19 protein-coding genes and 1 pseudogene are annotated in these 18,424 nt (G+C 72.4%); 13 read left to right on the top strand and 7 right to left on the bottom strand.

Annotated features, from left to right (window positions below):
• Positions 1–114: 114 nt before the first annotated feature.
• A complete protein-coding gene (locus tag AB0C66_RS03190; protein ID WP_003966491.1) occupies positions 115–282 on the top strand; it encodes a DUF3117 domain-containing protein in 168 nt (55 codons plus the stop codon).
• 153 nt (positions 283–435) lie between these two features.
• Here AB0C66_RS03190 and AB0C66_RS03195 read toward each other — a convergent pair whose 3' ends face one another.
• Positions 436–1,101, bottom strand: a complete 666-nt coding sequence (locus AB0C66_RS03195; protein ID WP_362432123.1) for an O-methyltransferase — start codon at positions 1,099–1,101, stop codon at positions 436–438.
• Between the two features lie 130 nt (positions 1,102–1,231).
• Between AB0C66_RS03195 and sigE the strand changes: the two genes are divergently transcribed.
• From sigE to AB0C66_RS03220, 5 genes are all read left to right on the top strand, one after another.
• On the top strand, positions 1,232–2,017 hold the full coding sequence (sigE, locus tag AB0C66_RS03200; protein WP_362432126.1) for an RNA polymerase sigma factor SigE: 786 nt from the start codon (positions 1,232–1,234) through the stop codon (positions 2,015–2,017).
• Positions 2,018–2,181: 164 nt separating this feature from the next.
• Entirely contained in the window at positions 2,182–2,964 is a 783-nt protein-coding gene (locus AB0C66_RS03205) for a hypothetical protein (RefSeq protein WP_362432129.1), read from the top strand.
• Positions 2,965–3,108: 144 nt separating this feature from the next.
• The gene (locus AB0C66_RS03210; RefSeq protein WP_362432132.1) at positions 3,109–5,295 is read left to right on the top strand and encodes a trypsin-like peptidase domain-containing protein; all 2,187 of its coding nucleotides are present in this window, start codon (positions 3,109–3,111) and stop codon (positions 5,293–5,295) included.
• 100 nt (positions 5,296–5,395) lie between these two features.
• Positions 5,396–5,866, top strand: coding sequence for a sec-independent translocase (locus tag AB0C66_RS03215; protein WP_362432134.1), 471 nt, complete (start codon positions 5,396–5,398; stop codon positions 5,864–5,866).
• A 116-nt stretch (positions 5,867–5,982) separates the two neighbouring features.
• Positions 5,983–6,648 carry a hypothetical protein gene (locus AB0C66_RS03220; protein WP_362432137.1) on the top strand — a complete coding sequence of 222 codons (666 nt, stop codon included), beginning with the start codon at positions 5,983–5,985 and terminating at the stop codon, positions 6,646–6,648.
• Between the two features lie 80 nt (positions 6,649–6,728).
• On the opposite strand, the gene AB0C66_RS03225 is transcribed toward AB0C66_RS03220, so the two are convergent.
• Genes AB0C66_RS03225 through AB0C66_RS03235 form a run of 3 tightly spaced genes read right to left on the bottom strand, consistent with a single transcriptional unit; the run spans position 6,729 to position 9,702 of the window.
• Entirely contained in the window at positions 6,729–7,883 is a 1,155-nt protein-coding gene (locus AB0C66_RS03225) for a P-loop NTPase (protein ID WP_362432140.1), read from the bottom strand.
• A gap of 42 nt (positions 7,884–7,925) precedes the next feature.
• A complete protein-coding gene (locus AB0C66_RS03230; RefSeq protein WP_362432142.1) occupies positions 7,926–8,429 on the bottom strand; it encodes a DUF1003 domain-containing protein in 504 nt (167 codons plus the stop codon).
• Positions 8,419–9,702, bottom strand: coding sequence for a CBS domain-containing protein (locus AB0C66_RS03235; protein WP_362432144.1), 1,284 nt, complete (start codon positions 9,700–9,702; stop codon positions 8,419–8,421). The genes AB0C66_RS03230 and AB0C66_RS03235 overlap by 11 nt, the downstream gene beginning before the upstream one ends.
• A gap of 205 nt (positions 9,703–9,907) precedes the next feature.
• Here AB0C66_RS03235 and AB0C66_RS03240 point away from each other — a divergent pair, with 205 nt between their 5' ends.
• Entirely contained in the window at positions 9,908–10,663 is a 756-nt protein-coding gene (locus tag AB0C66_RS03240; RefSeq protein ID WP_362432146.1) for a hypothetical protein, read from the top strand.
• Positions 10,664–10,730: 67 nt separating this feature from the next.
• Here the strand turns inward: AB0C66_RS03240 and AB0C66_RS03245 are convergent, their stop codons facing one another.
• Positions 10,731–11,258, bottom strand: a complete 528-nt coding sequence (locus AB0C66_RS03245; RefSeq protein ID WP_362432149.1) for a hypothetical protein — start codon at positions 11,256–11,258, stop codon at positions 10,731–10,733.
• Between the two features lie 192 nt (positions 11,259–11,450).
• Between AB0C66_RS03245 and AB0C66_RS03250 the strand changes: the two are divergent.
• Positions 11,451–12,299, top strand: a pseudogene (locus AB0C66_RS03250) (DMT family transporter); the annotation flags it as partial.
• Positions 12,300–12,311: 12 nt separating this feature from the next.
• Here the strand turns inward: AB0C66_RS03250 and AB0C66_RS03255 are convergent.
• Positions 12,312–13,412, bottom strand: a complete 1,101-nt coding sequence (locus AB0C66_RS03255) for a magnesium and cobalt transport protein CorA (RefSeq protein ID WP_362432152.1) — start codon at positions 13,410–13,412, stop codon at positions 12,312–12,314.
• A 449-nt stretch (positions 13,413–13,861) separates the two neighbouring features.
• Here AB0C66_RS03255 and AB0C66_RS03260 point away from each other — a divergent pair, with 449 nt between their 5' ends.
• From AB0C66_RS03260 to AB0C66_RS03275, 4 genes are all read left to right on the top strand, one after another.
• Complete coding sequence (locus AB0C66_RS03260; protein WP_362432154.1) at positions 13,862–14,467, top strand: suppressor of fused domain protein; 606 nt, start codon at positions 13,862–13,864, stop codon at positions 14,465–14,467.
• A gap of 143 nt (positions 14,468–14,610) precedes the next feature.
• Positions 14,611–15,249, top strand: coding sequence for a DUF6758 family protein (locus AB0C66_RS03265; protein WP_362432157.1), 639 nt, complete (start codon positions 14,611–14,613; stop codon positions 15,247–15,249).
• 157 nt (positions 15,250–15,406) lie between these two features.
• Positions 15,407–16,267: a PHP domain-containing protein gene (locus tag AB0C66_RS03270; protein WP_362432159.1), complete on the top strand. Its 861-nt coding sequence runs from the start codon at positions 15,407–15,409 to the stop codon at positions 16,265–16,267.
• A 106-nt stretch (positions 16,268–16,373) separates the two neighbouring features.
• On the top strand, positions 16,374–16,979 hold the full coding sequence (locus AB0C66_RS03275; protein ID WP_362432162.1) for a MarC family protein: 606 nt from the start codon (positions 16,374–16,376) through the stop codon (positions 16,977–16,979).
• Positions 16,980–17,108: 129 nt separating this feature from the next.
• Here the strand turns inward: AB0C66_RS03275 and AB0C66_RS03280 are convergent, their stop codons facing one another.
• A complete protein-coding gene (locus tag AB0C66_RS03280; protein ID WP_254738213.1) occupies positions 17,109–17,261 on the bottom strand; it encodes a hypothetical protein in 153 nt (50 codons plus the stop codon).
• A gap of 211 nt (positions 17,262–17,472) precedes the next feature.
• Between AB0C66_RS03280 and AB0C66_RS03285 the strand changes: the two genes are divergently transcribed.
• On the top strand, positions 17,473–18,402 hold the full coding sequence (locus AB0C66_RS03285; protein ID WP_362432165.1) for an NYN domain-containing protein: 930 nt from the start codon (positions 17,473–17,475) through the stop codon (positions 18,400–18,402).
• Positions 18,403–18,424: the final 22 nt, after the last annotated feature.

An 18,424-nucleotide genomic window follows, 5' to 3' on the forward strand; every position in this document is an offset into this window, starting at 1 on the left:
ATGTTGGTCATCGGGTCGTGCCATGCGGGATAATGGCAGAGAAGCAACGTGTTCGATGCCGGTGACACCTGGGTTGTCGGCTGCGATGAGCTGGTTTCAGGAAGGGGAACGAGCATGGCGGCCATGAAGCCGCGGACGGGCGACGGCCCGCTCGAGGTGACCAAGGAGGGGCGGGGCATCGTCATGCGCGTTCCGCTCGAAGGCGGCGGTCGGCTCGTCGTCGAGCTGACACCCGACGAGGCCGATGCCCTCGGCGACGCCCTGAAGAAGGTCGTCGGCTGACGGACCGGCCCCACCATCACCCGAGTGCCGCCCCGGCGTCCGGTACACAGGTACCGGCCGCCGGGGCGGTGCTGTATCGAGGCGTCCGTCGTACCCGCGATGTGGCCGGGGACGGCGCCGGGATCGGCCGGGGTCGACCGCTGTCGGCCGCGGTCAGCCGCGCTTGACGGCGCAGAGCAGCCCGTCGCCCACCGGGAGCAGGGAGGACTGGAGCACGGTCGACTCCCGCACGGTGCGCAGCAGCTCCCGCAGCCGCAGCACCTCCTGCGGCTGGGCGGCCGAGTCCACGGTCCGGCCCCCCGCGAAAACCCCCTCGAAGCAGACCAGGCCGCCCGGCCGCAGCAGCCGCATGGCCTCACCGAGGTAGTCCAGGGACTCCAGCCGGTCGCCGTCGCAGAAGACGAGGTCATAGCCGCCGTCGGCCAGCCGGGGCAGGACGTCCAGGGCATGGCCGGGGATGAAGCGCGCCCGGTTCCCGGCGAACCCGGCCGCGCGGAACGCCTGCCGGGCGAACTGCTGCATCTCCGGTTCGATGTCCACGGTGGTCAGCACCCCGTCCGGGCGCATCCCGTGCAGCAGGTGGATACCGGAGACACCGGTCCCGGTGCCGATCTCGGCGACGGCCTTGGCGTCCGCGGCGGCGGCGAGCAGCCGAAGCGCCGCGCCGGTGCCCGCCGAGACCGAGCGCAGCCCGGCCTCCCGGGCCCGGTCGCGGGCCCAGTGCAAGGCTTCGTCCTCGGCGACAAACGCGTCGGCGAACGCCCAGCTCGTCTGCCGGTTGCCGGTAATGACCCTCTCCTGTCCCCGTAGTTCGCGCAACGGTGACTGTATCCGCTGCGCACGGGAACCCGCAGATGGGACCGGGCGTTGTCAGGGGCGGGGGGATCGTATGGATCACGACCAAATGCAGGTCAAAAATGCTTATCCGGAGCTAACGGGCGAGGTGGATATGGTAGGGGCTCTACTGGAGACCACCAGAGCCGACAGGGGAGGTGCGGCTGCGGTCGGTGACCGGCGGGTGCTGAGGCGCTTTCGCAGGTCAGCGGGCGAGCCGAAATCCGTGACCAACACCGCTGACCGTTCACGTTCCGCCGAATCCGCCATGACCGCGACCTTCGCCAGTGACGCGGACGCTCCGGCGTGGACGCCTCCCACCTGGGAGGAGATCGTCAGCACGCACAGCGCACGGGTCTACCGCCTCGCGTACCGGCTCACCGGCAACCAGCACGACGCCGAGGATCTCACCCAGGAGGTCTTCGTCCGCGTCTTCCGCTCGCTGTCGACGTACACCCCGGGCACCTTCGAGGGCTGGCTGCACCGCATCACCACCAATCTCTTCCTCGATATGGTCCGGCGCCGTCAGCGCATCCGCTTCGACGCCCTCGGCGAGGACGCGGCGGAGCGGCTGCCCAGCCGTGAGCCCTCTCCCCAGCAGCACTTCAACGACACCCACTTCGACGCCGATGTGCAGCAGGCGCTGGACACCCTGGCGCCGGAGTTCCGTGCCGCCGTGGTGCTCTGTGACATCGAGGGGCTGTCCTACGAGGAGATCGCCGCGACCCTCGGCGTGAAGCTCGGCACGGTGCGCAGCCGTATCCACCGCGGCCGTTCCCATCTGCGCAAGGCGCTGCGCCACCGCGCCCCCGCGGCACGGACCGAGCAGCAGCAGGAGGTGACCGCCGTCGCCCCGCGCGTCGCCGGCCCCCGGGTGAGCGGGGAGGTCGGAATCGCGTGACCCGATCAGGCGGTCCGTCCCCCGCCGAGCAGCATCTCGGCGACCGCCTTGCGGCTCTTGTCGACGGTGAGCTCGGACATGACGCCCGGGAGCGCGTTCTCGCGCATCTCGCCACATGCTGCAAGTGCAAGGCGGAGGCCGACGCGCAGCGTCGGCTCAAACGTGTGTTCGCCCAGGCGGCGCCCCCGGGTCCGTCCGAGGGCTTTCTGGCACGTCTCCAGGGGCTGCCCGGCGGCTCCGGTGACGACAGCGGCGGTTCCCCCTTCGGCGGTTCCGATGTCTTCGGCATGCGGGGCATGACCGACGGCTCCCGGGACGTACGGGGCTCCCGGGACGTACGGGAGGTGCCGGACCCGCGGGAAAGACGCGAGCGGGCCTTCGCGTTGCTGCCCCCGGTCGCACCGGGCACCGCGATCGCCCCGGCGGCCTCCGCCCCGGCCTCCCGGGAGCGCGGTTTCCGCATCCATGAGGTCGAGCGGTCCGGTCCGCGCCGCCGGTTCGCCTTCGCCGCGGCGGGTGCGGTGTCCCTGGCGGCCTTCGCGCTCGGTGCCGCCCTTCCGCTGGACGCGGCGATCGACCCCCCGGGCCGGATGGCCGAGGGGCCGGACACCTCGGTCACCCCCGCCCGCGCCGACTCCGCCCGTTCCGCCGGTGCCCCGGCCACGGGCGTGCGCGAGCGCACCCGCCAGGAGGTGGGGCTGCGGACCACGGGAGACTCCCGCGCGGACGGCCCCTCCCCGGCGGCCACAGCGCCGCCGGGGGCCCTGCGGCAGGCCGCGGGAGCGGCGGCGCTGAACCCGCTGATACAGCCGCTGCTGTCGGCCACCGAGCTGCTGCGCACCCGGTCCTCCGCCCCGCCGGCCCCCGCGCCGACGCTGCTGGAGGGCCCGACCCGGCCCGCGCCGCGCACCTCGCCCTCGCTGGGCGTCAGCGCGTCGCCGGACTAGGCCCGGGTCCCGGTCCATCCGTCCGCACTGCGCCAGCATCGGCGGACCTGATTGAATCGCCTCCGGGCAGCGCGACCCGGAGGCGGTGATGTATGCCCTCGCGGCCGCGCGGTCCGTGTCGTGTCGCGGGAACTTGGGGAGATCATGGACGAGCGGAAGGCCCCCGGGCCCAAGCCGAAGCCGAAGTGGTGGAGCCGTCCGGCCGCCCGACCCGGAGACGACCGGCCGACGGCGGCGGAGGAGGAGACCCCGGCCACGGCCGAGGAGAGCCCCGGCGCGGTGGACGGGACCGCCGGACAGGACGACGCCCGGCGGACCGGCGCTCCCGTCGCGGGCGAGGAGACCACCGGACCGGGCGGTGAGCCCGAGGACGCGGTGCCGCCCGCCCGTCCGCTGCACGAGCCCGACCCGTACAGCACCCCGCCCTACGGGGGCCCCGGCCCCTGGGCCCCCGCACCCCCCGTCCAGCACCCGGTCCCCACCCCGGCCCACGGCACCCCGGTCCCACCCGGGGCCACCCCCGGGCACGGCACCCAGGTCCCGCCGGGCGCGACCCCGGCCCACGGCACCCACCTGCCGCCTGGGGCAACCCCGGCCCATGGCACCGCGGTGCCGCCGGGCGCGACTCCGGGCCACGACGCTCCGGTCCAGGGGGCGACCCCCGGCCACGGCACCCCGGTCCCGCAGGGGGCCACCGCAGGCCATGGCGCCCCCGTCCCGCAGGGGGCCCCCGCGGGCCACGGCGTCCCCGTCCCGCCCGGGGCGAACCCCGAGCACGGAGCCCCGGTTCCGCCGGGTGCGACCCCGGGGCACGGCACCCACCTGCCGCCGGGCGCGACGCCCGGCCACGGAACCGCGGTTCCGCCCGGTGCGACTCCGGGCCACGACGCTCCGGTCCAGGGGGCGACCCCCGGCCACGGCACCCCGGTCCCGCAGGGGGCCACCGCGGGCCACGGCGTCCCCATCCCGCCCGGGGCCACTCCCGGGCGGGGCACGCACCTCCCCCCGGGGGCGGCCCCGGGGCATGGGGCGCCGCCGGCGCCCGGGGGCGCGGCCGTGCCGCCGCAGGGCGTTCCTGCGGGGATGCCGCATGCGGGGATGACCCCGCCCCACGGCACCCAGGTGCCGCCGTCCCCCGCCGAGAGCGCGGCGCCGTCGGCGGCGCAGTGGCGGCAGTACGACCCCTGGGGCGCGCCCCCGTCGCCCCCCTCGCCCCGGACGGTCAGCCGCCGTCGCGGCTGGATCGCGGTGCTGCTGATCGCGCTGGTCGCCGGTTGCCTCGGCGGCGCCATCGGCGGCTATCTGGAGCACGACCGTGCCAACGGCGGCGGTGACGTCAAGCTGCCGCAGGCCCCGGTCGACAGCCGGCCGCGAGCCCCCGGCTCCATCGCGGGTATCGCCGCCCGCGCGCTGCCGGGCGTGGTGACCATCCATGTCCGCGGCGGTTCGGCCGAGGGCACCGGCACCGGCTTCGTTCTCGACGACGACGGCCACATCCTCACCAACAACCACGTCGTGGAGCCCGCGGGCACGGGCGGCGAGATAACGGTGACGTTCAACGGCGGCCACACCGCCGGTGCCAGGGTGATCGGCCGGGACGCGGGCTACGACCTCGCCGTGATCAAGGTCGAGGGCGTCTCCGGGCTCCGTCCGCTGCCGCTGGGCAACTCCGACTCGGTGCGGGTCGGCGACCCCGTGGTGGCCATCGGCGCCCCGTTCGACCTGGAGGGCACCGTCACCTCCGGCATCATCAGCGCCAAGGAGCGCCCCATCACCGCGGGCGGTGAGAAGGGCGACGGCAGCGACGTCAGCTATGTGGACGCGCTCCAGACCGACGCCCCGATCAACCCGGGAAACTCCGGCGGCCCGCTGGTCGACGGCAAGGCCCGCGTCATCGGCATCAACAGCGCGATCCGCGCCGCCGACGACGGCTCCGAGCTCGGCAGCCAGGGCGGCAGCATCGGCCTGGGCTTCGCGATCCCGATCAACCAGGGCAAACGGGTGGCCGAGGAGCTGATCAACACCGGCAAGGCCACCCACCCGGTGATCGGCGTCACGCTGGACATGGAGTACCAGGGCGATGGTGCCCGGGTGAACACCAAGGGTGTCGGCGGCCCCCCGGTGAAGCCGGGCGGACCGGGCGACGAGGCCGGGATCGAGGCCGGTGACGTGATCACCGCGGTGGACGGGGTGCGGGTGCACAGCGCCCAGGAGCTGATCGTCAAGATCCGTAGCCACCGCCCCGGGGACCGGCTGGAGCTGACCCTGAAGCGGGACGGCGACAAGCGTTCGGTGGAGCTCTCCCTGGGCTCGGCGAGCAGCGAGGGCTGACCCGGATGTTGGCCCGGCCGTCTCCCGTGTCACCCCCGCCGACAGGTACCGTGTGGAGTGGCCTGGACCGTGGCCACGGGACATCTCTAGGAGCTGCACGGTGTTGGACATAGGACCTCTCGAGCTTGTCGCGCTCGTCGTCCTCGCGGTGCTCGTCTTCGGCCCGGACAAGCTGCCGAAGGTGGTCAGGGATGTGTCGCAGTTCATCCGTAAGATCCGGGAGTTCTCCGACAGCGCCAAGGAGGACATCCGCTCCGAGCTGGGGCCGGAGTTCAAGGACTTCGAGTTCGAGGACCTCAACCCCAAGACGTTCGTGCGCAAGCACGTCATGGACTCGGATGAGCTGGGCCTGAAGGAGATCCGCAACGGCTTCGACCTCCGCAAGGAGATGGCGGAGGTCGCCGATGCGGTGCACGGCCGGGAGAGTGAGCCCGCCCAGGGCTCTTCAGGCGGCTCCGACTCCTCCTCGCCGTCCGCTCTGTCGTCCGGTTCCGGCACCCCTGACCTGCTGCGCAAGCGGGATGAGCCGCGTCGTGAGGACCGTCCGCCTTTCGACTCCGACGCCACTTGATCCCACCTATGCCCGGCCTGGTTGACCCGTATGGCTATCCTCCCTTTGTCCGGGGTGAGGTCGCCTGAGGGGGGCGGGCCGCCCACGACGCAGGGCAATGAGGAGGCCGCGCGCACATGGAGACGACGAGTCGGCTAGGGGTGCAGGGAGTGGGCGCAGCCGCGCAAGGAATGCCCGCCGACGCCCGGCGGAGCGTCGATGGCTATCTGCTGGCCGCGTTCCCCTGGTACGGGCTTGACGAGGCGTTCACGGGCCCCCGCTGGCTGATGCAGGTGGGCGCGGCGGCGGACGGCACCGTCGAGTACGGCTCCACCGGCCACGGCGAGGAGCCGTCGCTGCGGGTGGAGACCGATATGGACCAGCAGCGCTTCGCGGTGGTGGTCACCGTCGCCAGCCGCCCGGTGCGGGACAGCGCGGACGGCACCGGCGTCCTGGAGGCCACCTCGGTCTCCTCGGCCGCCTGGCTGGCCGGCTCCGGTCTGTTGTCGTGCACCTGGCCGACGCGGATGGAGCGGTCGCTGCGCCAGGACTGGCTGGACCAGCAGACGGCGATCGCCTGGGAGCTGGCGGACGACCTCGAGGGCGAGGGCTGGACCGCCCTGTCGCTGCCGGTGGACGGGGTGCCGACCGACTTCCACTACCGCGAGTCCGAGTACGGCTGGGTGCTGGCCGGATCCGCCCGTGACGGGGTGCATATCGGTGCGTACGGGCGCGGGATGAGCGCCTACGGGCTCGGCTTCTCGGTGATCAAGGACATCACCGAGTACGACACCGACGGCTGAGGGCCGACGCACGGCAGACACATGAGCGGCGGGGGTGGCCGGTCTCCCAGGAGACCGGCCACCCCCGCCGCTCGATGCCGTCAGAACTTGTTGCGCGGGGTGACGCCCAGCGACATGCCCGCGAGCCCGCGCTGCCGTCCGCCGATCTTGCCCGCGATCGCCTTGAGCGCGGCGCCCGCCGGGGAGTCGGGGTCGGTGAGCACGACCGGCTTGCCCTCGTCGCCGCCCTCGCGCAGCCGGACGTCGATCGGGATGGAGCCGAGGACCGGCACCGTCGTACCGGTGGTCCGGCTGAGCCCGTCCGCGACCACCTGGCCGCCGCCGGTGCCGAACACGTCGACCATCTCGTCGCAGTGCGGGCAGGGCAGCCCGGACATGTTCTCCACCACGCCGACGATCTTCTGATGGGTCTGCACGGCGATCGACCCGGCCCGCTCGGCGACCTCGGCGGCGGCCTGCTGCGGCGTGGTCACCACCAGGATCTCGGCGTTGGGCACCAGCTGGGCCACGGAGATGGCGATATCGCCGGTGCCCGGGGGCAGGTCCAGGAGCAGTACGTCGAGGTCGCCCCAGTAGACATCGGCCAGGAACTGCTGGAGCGCGCGGTGCAGCATCGGCCCGCGCCACACCACCGGGGCGTTGCCCGGGGTGAACATCCCGATCGAGATCACCTTCACACCGTTCGCCGACGGCGGCATGATCATGTTCTCGACCTGGGTGGGCCGTCCCTCGGCGCCCAGCATGCGCGGCACGGAGTGGCCGTAGATGTCGGCGTCCACCACGCCGACCTTCAGACCGTCGGCGGCCAGCGCCGCGGCCAGGTTGACGGTGACCGAGGACTTGCCGACGCCGCCCTTGCCGGAGGCCACCGCGTAGACCCGGGTGAGGGAGCCGGGCTGGGCGAACGGCACCTCGCGCTCGGCCTGTCCGCCGCGCAGCGAGGAGGCCAGCTCACGGCGCTGCTCGTCGCTCATCACATCGAGCTCGACGGTGACCGAGGTCACACCGTCGACCCGGGCGACCGCGTCCCGCACATTGGTCGTGATCGTCTCCCGCATCGGACAGCCGGAGACCGTGAGGTAGACCACCACCGCGACCGCGCCGTCGGCGGCGATGTCCACGGATTTGACCATGCCGAGGTCGGTGATCGGCTTGTGGATCTCCGGGTCGTTGACCGTGGCGAGCGCGGCGCGGACCGCGTCCTCGCTCGGCGATGGGGGAGTGTCGGTAGCCATATGGAGATGGTACGGCGCTCCGGGTGAGCCACGGAAAGCCCGTCAGCGGTCGCGTTCCTCACTCCTGGCCGGGGCGGCCCGCCCCTCGTCCAGCTCCCTGATCAGGTCCTCGAACTCGGAGCGGATCCAGTCCCGGGTGGCGACCTCGCCCAGGCCCACCCGCAACGCCGCGATCTCCCGGGTCAGATACTCGGTGTCGGCGATGGACCGTTCGTTCTGCTTGCGGTCCTGCTCGAGGTTGACGCGGTCGCGGTCGGCCTGCCGGTACTGGGCGAGCAGGATCAGCGGCGCGGAGTACGACGCCTGGAGCGACAGCATCAGCGTCAGGAAGATGAACGGGAAGGGGTCGAACCGGAGCCGGTCCGGGACCAGGGTGTTCCAGGCCACCCACAGGACGACGAAGGCCGTCATCCAGGCGATGAAGCGGCCGGTGCCCAGGAAGCGCGCGATCCGCTCCGACGCCTTGCCGAACGCCTCGGGGTCCCAGGCCGGCAGCGGACTGCGGCGCCGCGGTTTGGGCCGGTCAAGGCGGCTCTCACCGTCCATCGGCGGCCCCCGGCACGGGTACCCCGGTGTGCAGCTCCCGCTCCCGCCAGTCGGGCGGCAGCAGATGGTCCAGGACGTCGTCCACGGTCACCGCGCCGAGCAGCGAGCCGCCCTCGTCCACCACCGGCGCCGCCAGCAGGTTGTAGACCGCCAGATGGCTGGCGACCACGGTCAGCTGGGTGTCCGGCGGCAGCGGCGGCAGATCGGTGTCCACGATCGAGGCGACGAGCGTGAACGGCGGGTCGCGCAGCAGCCGTTGGAAGTGGATGGTGCCCAGGTAGCGCCCGGTGGGGGTCTCGTCCGGCGGACGGCATACGTACACCTGGGCGGCCAGCGCCGGGGTCAGGTCCTGGATGCGCACCCGGGCCAGCGCGTCCGCCACCGTGGCGTCCGGCCGCAGCACGATCGGGTCGGTGGTCATCAGCCCACCGGCCGAGCCCTCCTCGTAGGACATCAGACGGCGCATATCGGCGGCGTCGCGCGGACGCATCAGACCGAGCAGCCGTTCCTTGTCCTCCTCGGGCAGCTCGGAGAGGAGATCGGCCGCGTCATCGGGGTCCATGGCCTCCAGGACGTCGGCGGCGCGCTCCTCCTCGAGCTTGCCGAGGATCTCCACCTGGTCGTCGTCGGGCAGTTCCTCCAGGACGTCCGCGAGCCGGTCGTCGTCCAGCGCCGCGGCCACCTCGCCGCGCCGCTTGGCGGAGAGGTGGTGCAGTACGTTGGCGAGGTCGGCGGGGCGCAGCCGTTCGAAGGTGGCGAGCAGGTTCTCCGCGCCCTGGCCGTGCTCCTCCAGCGAGAAGCCGGTGACGGCCGACCAGTCGACGGTCAGTGACTCGCCGCGGCGGCGCAGCGCCCCGGATTTGCCGCGCCGGACATGGACTTTGTCGATCTCCCATTCGCGGCGCGCGGGCAGCTGGCCCATCGCCACGTCCAGGACGGTGACCTCCTCGCCCGACTCCACCAGCCGCACCCGGCGGTCGAGCAGTTCACCGAGGATCAGCGTCTCGGTGGGGCGCTGTTCGAAGCGGCGCATGTTGATCACGCCGGTGGAGATGACCTGGCCGGACTCGACCCCGGTCACCCGGGTCATGGGCAGGAAGATCCGGCGGCGGCCGATCACCTCGACCACCAGGCCGAGCACCCGTGGCGGCCGTCCGGCCAGCCGCAACATCGCCACCAGATCGCGGACCCGCCCCACCTGGTCGCCGTTGGGATCGAAGACGGCGACACCCGCGAGGTGCGAGACGAAGACCCTGGGGGCGCCTGCCGGCATGTCACGCCCCTCCTCGTCCGTGGCCCGTGATGGCTTTCCGGGCGTGTGTCGCGTCTGCTCATTTTCGTGCCGTTTTGCCGGGTTCAGGCTAACGTGCCCCGACCCGCCGTGCCGCCGGACGAGCGGCCGTCCGGCACCCTGCGGACACCCGTGGACGGCACCGGTACGCTGCCCTACTGCATCGGCATCAGGAGGCAGAGCGGACGTGCGCACCCGGAAGAGCGCCCTCGTCGCGGCGATGTGCGCGGGGTTGGCCGCGACGCTTGTGGCGTGCGGCGGCGAGGGGGACAAGGACCCCGACGCGGGCACCAACGGCGTGGGCAAACTGCCCGCCGCCAAGATCGAGGGCAAGGCCCGTACGGCCGCCGGGAGCGCGAGAGCGGTCCGGCTGTCCGGCAACCTCGTCACCAAGGGGCGCACCTACACCCTGAACATGCGGCTCAAGGACGGCGGCGGCACCGGCCAGGTCTCCACCAAGGGCAGCACCTTCGAGCTGCTGCGCGTCGGCAAGGACCTCTACCTCAAGGCGGACGAGGGCTTCTGGTCGTCCCAGCACGGCAAGAGCGCCGAGGCGGGCCAGGGCGCCTCCGGTGACGCCGCGCACAAGCTCGACGACAAATATGTGAAGGTCCCCTCCGGCGATCCCTCCTACCGGCGGCTCACCGGTTTCACCGACAAGAAGGTGATGCTCGAGGGGCTGCTGGGACTGCATGGCGAGATCACCTCGGGGGACCGCGGCGAGGTGAGCGGTGTGCGCACCATCCGGGTGCTCGGCGGCAAGGGCGGTGAGGGCGGCTCGCTGGACGTCTCCCTCGAGGGCCGCCCGTACCCCCTGCGGTTGCAGCGGGCGGGGCGCGCGGGAGTGATCCGGCTGGCCGACTGGAACAAGGACTTCACCCTGACCGCACCGGACAAGGACCATGTCCTGGACTACGGACGGCAGATCCCCGAAGGGCCGTAGCACCTGCCGCTTAACGGCCCCGGCGGCCGGGGACGAGCCTCTACGGCCCCGACGGGCGGGCCGAGCCTTACCGCTTACGGCCCCGGCGGCCGCGCGCCAGCAGTTTCGGCAGCGCCGCGGGCATCGCACGGCGGGTGATCGCACCGGACGGCAGCGGGGCCGCCGCCAGCGAACCGGTGGGCTGCTCGGCGAGCGCGCCCGGCGCGGGCTCCAGCCGCAGCACCCGGCTGCCGCTCGCCCACCGCTCGGCGATCCGGTCGGCTTCCACCGCGTTCAGCCGCTTGCCCTTGAGCTCGTCCACCGCCGCGGTCCACGCCTCGCCGTGCGGGGCCAGCTCCACCACCCGCGCGGGAAAGCCGACCAGCCGCCCGCCCTTGTCCTTGCTGCGCACCGTCACTGTGGCGGTGCCGCCGTCGGTGAGGCCGAGACCGGTGAGGGGCTGCTCGTCGGGGCCGTCCCCGACCAGGCAGACGGCGCCGTCGTGCCAGATGTGCCACAGCGGGCGGGCGGCACCCTCGCTCCCCTGGACCCAGATGAGGGCGGACTTCTTGGCCGCCTCCTCGACAAGGGCGCGGTCCATCGGCGTCTGCGTCATGTGCACAGCCTAGGACGTGTGCCCGGGGCCGCCGCCGGGCGCCCGGTGGCCGTCCCGGCCCGCGGGACGACCGTTTCCCGGTCCGCGCACGCGTCCTACGCTGAAGGGGTGTCCACCGCCCGCCCCGCCCACAGCTCCGCCGCAGAAGCGCCGGACGGCACCGGCGGCGCGGCCGCCCGCACCCCGCTCCCGCTGGACGCCGTGCTGCTCGCGGTGGCCGTGGCCGGGGTCTCGTTCTCGGCGCCGCTGGCCGCCGCGACGGCCGCGCCCGCCCTCGCCATCGCCTTCTGGCGGAACGCCATGGCGGTCGGCGCGCTGGCCCCGTTCGCGCTCTGGCGCCACCGGGCCGAGCTGCGCGGGATGGGGCGCCGGGCGGTGCTGTTGTCGGCCGCGGCCGGGGCGCTGCTCGCGGTGCACTTCGGCACCTGGCTGCCGAGTCTGCGGATGACCTCCGTCGCCTCGTCCACCGCGCTGGTCACCACCACTCCCATCTGGACCGCGCTGCTGCTGCGGCTGCGCGGCCACCGCCCGTCCGCGCGGGTGTGGCTGGGCATGGGGCTCGCACTGCTCGGTGTGGTCATCCTCACCGGTGTCGATCTGTCGGCCTCGCCCCGCGCGCTGCTGGGCGACGCGCTCGCGCTGGTCGGCGGTGTGGCCGGGGCCGGGTATGTGGTGCTCGGGGCGGAGGTGCGCCGCTCGGTGAGCACCACCGCGTACACCCTCGTCTGCTACGCCACCACCAGCGCGCTGCTGCTGACCGTCTGTCTGGGCTCGGGCGCCGCGCTCGGCGGCTACCAGGGCGTCACCTGGCTTCAGCTGGCCGTGTTGACCGTGACCGCCCAGCTGCTGGGGCACACCCTGATCAACCGGGTGGTGCGCGGTCTCGGCCCCTCCGTCACCTCCACCGCGGTGCTGCTGGAGACACCGGGGGCGGCGCTGATCGCGGCGCTCTGGCTAGGCCAGACGCCGCCCGCGGCCGCCTACCCGGCGCTCGCGGTGATCCTCGGCGGGCTCACCCTGGTGATCCTGGCGGACCGCCGGAAGGCCGGCGGGCTACAGCCAGCCGTTGCGCTTGAAGCCCCGGTGGATGGCGAAGCAGATCCCGACGGTGACCAGCAGCACGGCCGGGTAGCCGAACTTCCAGCGCAGCTCCGGCATGTAGTCGAAGTTCATGCCGTAGATCCCCGCGATCATCGTGGGCACGGCGAAGATCGCCGCCCATGAGGTGATCTTGCGCATGTCCTCGTTCTGCGCGACGGTCGCCTGCGCCAGATTGGCCTGGAGGATCGAGTTCAGCAGGTCGTCGAAGGACAGCACCTGCTCATTGACCCGGGCCAGGTGGTCCGCCACATCCCGGAAGTACTTCTGGATGTCCGGGTCCACCAGCCGCATCGGACGCTCGCTCAGCAGCTGCATCGGCCGCAGCAGCGGCGAGACCGCCCGCTTGAACTCCAGCACCTCACGCTTGAGCTGGTAGATCCGGCCCGCGTCACCGCCGCGCCGGGAGGTCGCCGCCGAGAAGACGTCGATCTCCACCTCGTCGATATCGTCCTGGACGGCGGCGGCGACCGCGAGATAGCCGTCGACCACCTGGTCGGCGATGGAGTGCAGCACCGCCGAGGGGCCCTTGGCCAGCAGCTCCGGGTCGTCCTGGAGGCGGTGGCGCAGCGCGCGCAGCGAGCCCTGGCCGCCGTGCCGGACCGTCACGATGAAGTTCCGGCCGGTGAAGCACATCACCTCGCCGGTCTCCACCACCTCGCTGGTCGCGGTGAGTTCGGCGTGCTCCACGTAGTGGATGGTCTTGAAGACGGTGAACAGGGTGTCGTCGTACCGCTCCAGCTTGGGCCGCTGATGCGCCTGGACCGCGTCCTCGACGGCCAGCGGGTGCAGCCCGAACTCCTGGGCGATTCCGGCGAACTCACGCTCGTTCGGCTCATGCAGACCGATCCATGCGAACCCGCCCTCGGCCCGCACCCGCTCCATCGCCTTCGCCGGGCTGACGTGGTCGCTGACCCGTCGTCCGTCCCGGTAGACCGCGCAGTCGACCACGGCGCTGGTGACCGACGGGTCACGGGTGGCGTCGTAGTTGTGGGCGGTGCGGGTCCGGCGCAGGGCGGGGCGGACGGCTGCGCGCAGGTCACGGATCATCGACATGACGGGCTCCTTCACGGGCGGGCCGTCAGCGGCGGGCGCGGGGCGCAGCGCGGCACCCGGAAGGTGGACGTACGACGATGGGCATCGGTACGTCCGCAAAGCGGGCGGCGCTCCGTGCGATGGCGCTGACGGGTCGTGTAAGAAAACAGAACAAAGCGGAACGAAGGCGCTCTGCCGCCACATGCCCTGGATGCGAACTGACTTCACGTGTTTCACCGCGAGGCGGTGGGGTACGGAAGGCTCAGATCAGGCGTGCGCATCCTCAGGGGAAACGACGGGAGAACTGTCGGTACTGCACGGTCGACTCGGATCCACCGCAGCCCCACCTCCTCCGGCCGGTCCCCCGTGGGGGACGACGTGTAACTCCCTGGGCAGAGGTAAAGGCTATCAGTCGGCAGAAGCGATACGTCGCCGCTTTGCCTGTTCGATACGCGATCTATGCTCACCGCATGTCAGACGTACTTCAGCTGGTCGAGGCCCGGTTGATCACCGCCCTGGGGCAGCCGGACGCCCGCGCGGCCGTCACCTTCGTCGGCACGGACCGTATCGAGGTGCTGCGGTTCCGGGGGGAGGGGGACGCCGTCCGCTACGCCACCCTCGGCATGTCGGACACCCCGATGACCGATCCCACCGCCGCCCTCGCCGACCCGCTGCGCGGACCGCGCGCCGAGCTGGTGCTCACCGTGCGCGCCGGCGGTACGGGCCCCGGCACCGGGGTCCTGGACGAGGTGCTGCGCCCGCTCGCCGTACTGGCCGCCTCCCCCCAGGTGGAGGGGCTGGTGGTGACGCCCGGCGCGTCGCTCGACATCGGCGCGCCGCTGTGGACAGGTGCGCCCTTCACCTCCGTGCTGGTGGCCGAACCGGGCGGACTGGTCGAGGACTTGGAGCTGCTGCCGCCCATGGAGCCGGTGCGCTTCCTGCCGCTGCTGCCGATGACGGGGAACGAGGCGGCCTGGAAGCGGGTCCACGGCGCGGGTGCCCTCCAGGACCGCTGGCTGCGGCACGGTACGGACCTGCGCGATCCGGTGCGCTCCGGGGTCCCGCTGGGCGGCTGACACCCGGCGGCGCGGGGCGGCCGACCGGCGCGCGGAGGCCGCGTACCGCATATGCCGTACGGGCGGAAAGCCTTCGACCGTACGACCTCCGGACGGGTGATCGTCCTTGACGCGAGGACGACCGGGGAGGACCGTGGGGCCCTATGAGGGGCGAACCCAGTTGCCCGAAGTGCGGTGGCCGGGTGCGAGCGCCCGGTCTCTTCGCCGACTCCTGGCAGTGCGGCATGCACGGCACGGTGCACCCGCTCCAGCCTGTCGTCCCGCCGAGCGTCGAAGCACTCGTGGTGGTCACCAACCGTGCCCGGGTCCCGGTCTGGATGCCGTGGCCGCTGCCCGTGGGCTGGCTGTTCACCGGGGTGGCGTGCGCGGGTGACGATCGCAGCGGCGGCCGCGCCACCGCCGTGGCCTGCTCCGGGCCCGGCCCGCTGGGCGGTCCCGGTGAGCTGCTGCTGGTGGCCGAGGAGCTCGGCGTCGGACTCGGCGCGCGCTACGCGGGCATCCCGGGGCCCGACCCCGGGCCGGGGATGCGGGTGGACAAGCCGCCGCATGTGAAGGTGCTGGCCGCCGGACGGCCCACCCCGCTGTGGCATGTCGAGGGCTCCCCGGACGACCGCGCGGTCTTCGCGGGCGAGGCGTGCGGGCTGTGGCTGTGGGCGATCGTCTGGCCCGAGCAGACCGGGCTGCTGATGTACGACGAGATGGTGCTCACCGATCTGCGGGACGCCGGGGCCGAGGTGGACCTGGTGCCGTGCGGGGCGCTCTCCCCGCGCATCCTGTCCTGACCCCCTGACCCCCTGACCCCCTGACCCCCTGACCCCCTGACCCCCTGACCGCGGCCGTCCCACGCGGGGTTGGCCGCCCCTGACCCGGGCAGGTCCGCGCCGGTGGTTATCCTGAAGCGTCCCCTCCGTTCCTTCCCGCGCAGCTTGGAGCCGTGTCGTGCGCATCGACCTGCACACCCACTCCACTGCCTCGGACGGTACGGACACCCCCACCGAGCTGGTGCGGGGCGCCGCCGCGGCCGGGCTCGACGTCGTCGCGCTGACCGACCACGACACCGTCGGCGGTCACCAGGAGGCGATACGGGCGCTGCCGGCGGGCCTCACCCTGGTCACCGGCGCCGAACTGTCCTGTCGGCTGAACGGCGTGAGCATGCACATGCTCGCGTACCTCTTCGACCCCGCCGAGCCGGAGTTCGCGCGCGAACGCGAACTGGTCCGCGACGACCGGGTGCCCCGGGCCCGGCAGATGGTCGCCAAGCTGCGGGAGCTGGGCGTGCCGATCACCTGGGAGCGGGTGGCGGAGATCGCCGGGGACGGGGCCGTCGGGCGGCCGCACCTGGCCACCGCCCTCGTCGAGCTGGGCGTGGTGGACAGCGTCTCGGACGCCTTCACCCCGGCGTGGCTGGCCGATGGCGGCCGGGCCTATGCCGAGAAGCACGAGCTGGATCCCTTCGAGGCGATCCGGCTGGTCAAGGCGGCGGGCGGGGTCACCGTCTTCGCTCATCCGCTGGCCCTCAAGCGCGGGCGGTGCGTCCCGGAGAGCGCGATCGGCGAACTGGCCGCCGCGGGGCTGGACGGTATCGAGGTCGACCACATGGACCATGACGAGCCCACTCGCGCCCGGCTGCGCGGGCTCGCCGCCGAGCACGCGCTGCTCACCACCGGCTCCAGCGACTACCACGGCAGCCGTAAGAGCTGTCGGCTCGGCGAGTACACCACCGACCCCGAGATCTACGGCGAGATCGTGCGCCGGGCCGCCGGGGCGTTCCCGGTGCCGGGCGCGGGCGGCCGAGGCTGAGCCCCCACCGTTCCGCGTTTCCGCCGTTCCCGTCCGCACCCGCCCTCTCCCTCCCCGTCCCCCTTCGCGAGCCGCCGCTCGCCCACGTCTGCGCAAGGCCCTCACCGTGTTCGACACCGCTGTCTTCGGATCCCTCTTTCTCACCCTTTTCGTGATCATGGACCCTCCGGGGATCACGCCGATCTTCCTGGCGCTGACCTCGGGCCGCCCCGTCAAGGTCCAGCGCCGGATGGCGGGCCAGGCCGCCGCCGTCGCCTTCGGGGTCATCGCCGTCTTCGGCGTCGCCGGTCAGCAGATCCTCGACTATCTCCATGTCTCGGTCCCCGCGCTGATGATCGCGGGCGGGCTGCTTCTGCTGCTGATCGCGCTCGACCTGCTCACCGGCAAGAACGACGAGCCGACCCAGACCAAGGACGTCAATGTGGCGCTCGTCCCGCTCGGGATGCCGCTGCTGGCCGGGCCCGGGGCGATCGTCTCGGTGATCCTCGCGGTGCAGCACGCGAAGGGCGTCGGCGACCAGGCCGCGGTGTGGGCCGCCATCGTGGCCATGCATGTCGTGCTGTGGCTCACGATGCGCTACTCGCTGCTGATCATCCGCGTGATCAAGGAGGGCGGAGTGGTGCTGGTCACCCGACTGGCCGGAATGATGCTTTCCGCTCTGGCCGTGCAGCAGATCATCAACGGTGTCATCCAGGTGGTCCAGAACGCCTGAGCTGCGCCCGGTACGGCCGAACGCCCGCCGCACCGAGGCTCCCGAACGCCGAAGCGCCCCCGTACATCCTGGTACGGGGGCGCTGTGCGTACTGCGTCGGTCGTGCGTCGTCTCGTGCCTCTTACGGCACTACCGGGCGACGGTCTCGGCTGGGCGGATGTAGATGCGCTGGCCAATCGCGGCGGCCTGCTGCACGATCCGGTTGACGGAGGCGGCGTCCACGACGGTGCTGTCCACGGCGTTTCCGTCGACATCGTCAAGACGCATGATCTCGAAGCGCAAGGCTTCTCCCTTCGTCTGATCCTCCTGTGGAGAACTCATGTGTACGGAGGCGGCGGCCTCGCTGCCGCACCCTCCTGTACGTCTGCAACCAAAGTGTGCCCTGAAAACATTCCCTACGCTAATGAAATTTTTCGCCAGACTAAATACCTGCTGGTGGCGAAGGGAGTCCCGGTTGTGATCCCCGAGCGGGCGCCCGGAGAATGAACCGCGTATGAGTGACGTGCTGCCTTCGGGCCAACCAGACCTCGCCTCGATCGTCGTGGGCATCGAGCGCACCAATGAGCTGCTGCAACGCGTGCTCGCCGAGGTCGCCACCACCCCGTCCACCCACGCGATCTTCGTGGACGCGGGGTATGTGTACGCGGCGGCCGGGCGGCTGGTCGCGGGCACGGAGGACCGTCGCGCCTTCGAACTGGACGCCGAGGGGCTGATCGAGGCCTTCATCGACAAGGCCCGCACGATCTTTCCGGACAGCAGGCTGCTGCGGGTCTACTGGTTCGACGGCGCCCGGCGGCGGATCCACAGCCCCGAGCAGCAGAGCATCGCGGAGCTGCCCGACGTCAAGGTCCGGCTGGGCAACCTCAACGCCAACAACCAGCAGAAGGGCGTCGACTCCCTCATCCGCTCCGACCTCGAGTCCCTCGCCCGGCACCGCGCCATCGGCGACGCCGTGCTGATCGGCGGCGACGAGGACCTGGTCTCGGCCGTCGAGGCGGCCCAGGGCTACGGGGCGCGGGTCCATCTGTGGGGCATCGAGGCCGCGGACGGCCGTAACCAGGCCGAACCGCTGCTGTGGGAGGTCGACAGCCAGCGCACCTTCGACCTCGACTTCTGCAAGCCGTACGTCACCCGCCGGGCCGCCGGCTACGAGCTGAACGGCGAGACGGCCCTCTCCGGGCCCGCCCCGAGCCGGGACGAGGTGCGCTTCGTCGGAGCGCAGATCGCCGCCCTGTGGCTGTCCTCACGGGGCAGGGAGGCGCTGGCCGAGCTCCTGCCGGGCCACCCCTATCTGCCCGGTTCGGTCGACCAGGAGCTGCTGATCGACGCGGAGGGGCTGCTGCGGCTCTCGCTGCGCGCCCACGCCGATCTGCGGCGCGCCCTGCGGGACGGCTTCTGGGAGCACCTCCAGGCCCAGTACTGAGCGGCCCGTACGGACCCGCGAC

It is taken from the genome of Streptomyces sp. NPDC048636 (assembly GCF_040650655.1).
Taxonomy (GTDB): domain Bacteria; phylum Actinomycetota; class Actinomycetes; order Streptomycetales; family Streptomycetaceae; genus Streptomyces.

Excerpts from the sequence above, each read along its gene's own strand:
- AB0C66_RS03190 (WP_003966491.1), top strand. The coding sequence starts at position 115 with ATGGCGGCCATGAAGCCGCGGACGGGCGACGGCCCGCTCGAGGTGACC.
- sigE (WP_362432126.1), top strand. The coding sequence starts at position 1,232 with ATGGTAGGGGCTCTACTGGAGACCACCAGAGCCGACAGGGGAGGTGCG.
- AB0C66_RS03210 (WP_362432132.1), top strand. The coding sequence starts at position 3,109 with ATGGACGAGCGGAAGGCCCCCGGGCCCAAGCCGAAGCCGAAGTGGTGG.
- AB0C66_RS03220 (WP_362432137.1), top strand. The coding sequence starts at position 5,983 with ATGGAGACGACGAGTCGGCTAGGGGTGCAGGGAGTGGGCGCAGCCGCG.
- AB0C66_RS03225 (WP_362432140.1), bottom strand. The coding sequence starts at position 7,883 with ATGGCTACCGACACTCCCCCATCGCCGAGCGAGGACGCGGTCCGCGCC.
- AB0C66_RS03230 (WP_362432142.1), bottom strand. The coding sequence starts at position 8,429 with ATGGACGGTGAGAGCCGCCTTGACCGGCCCAAACCGCGGCGCCGCAGT.
- AB0C66_RS03235 (WP_362432144.1), bottom strand. The coding sequence starts at position 9,702 with ATGCCGGCAGGCGCCCCCAGGGTCTTCGTCTCGCACCTCGCGGGTGTC.
- AB0C66_RS03245 (WP_362432149.1), bottom strand. The coding sequence starts at position 11,258 with ATGACGCAGACGCCGATGGACCGCGCCCTTGTCGAGGAGGCGGCCAAG.
- AB0C66_RS03255 (WP_362432152.1), bottom strand. The coding sequence starts at position 13,412 with ATGTCGATGATCCGTGACCTGCGCGCAGCCGTCCGCCCCGCCCTGCGC.
- AB0C66_RS03260 (WP_362432154.1), top strand. The coding sequence starts at position 13,862 with ATGTCAGACGTACTTCAGCTGGTCGAGGCCCGGTTGATCACCGCCCTG.
- AB0C66_RS03265 (WP_362432157.1), top strand. The coding sequence starts at position 14,611 with ATGAGGGGCGAACCCAGTTGCCCGAAGTGCGGTGGCCGGGTGCGAGCG.
- AB0C66_RS03285 (WP_362432165.1), top strand. The coding sequence starts at position 17,473 with ATGAGTGACGTGCTGCCTTCGGGCCAACCAGACCTCGCCTCGATCGTC.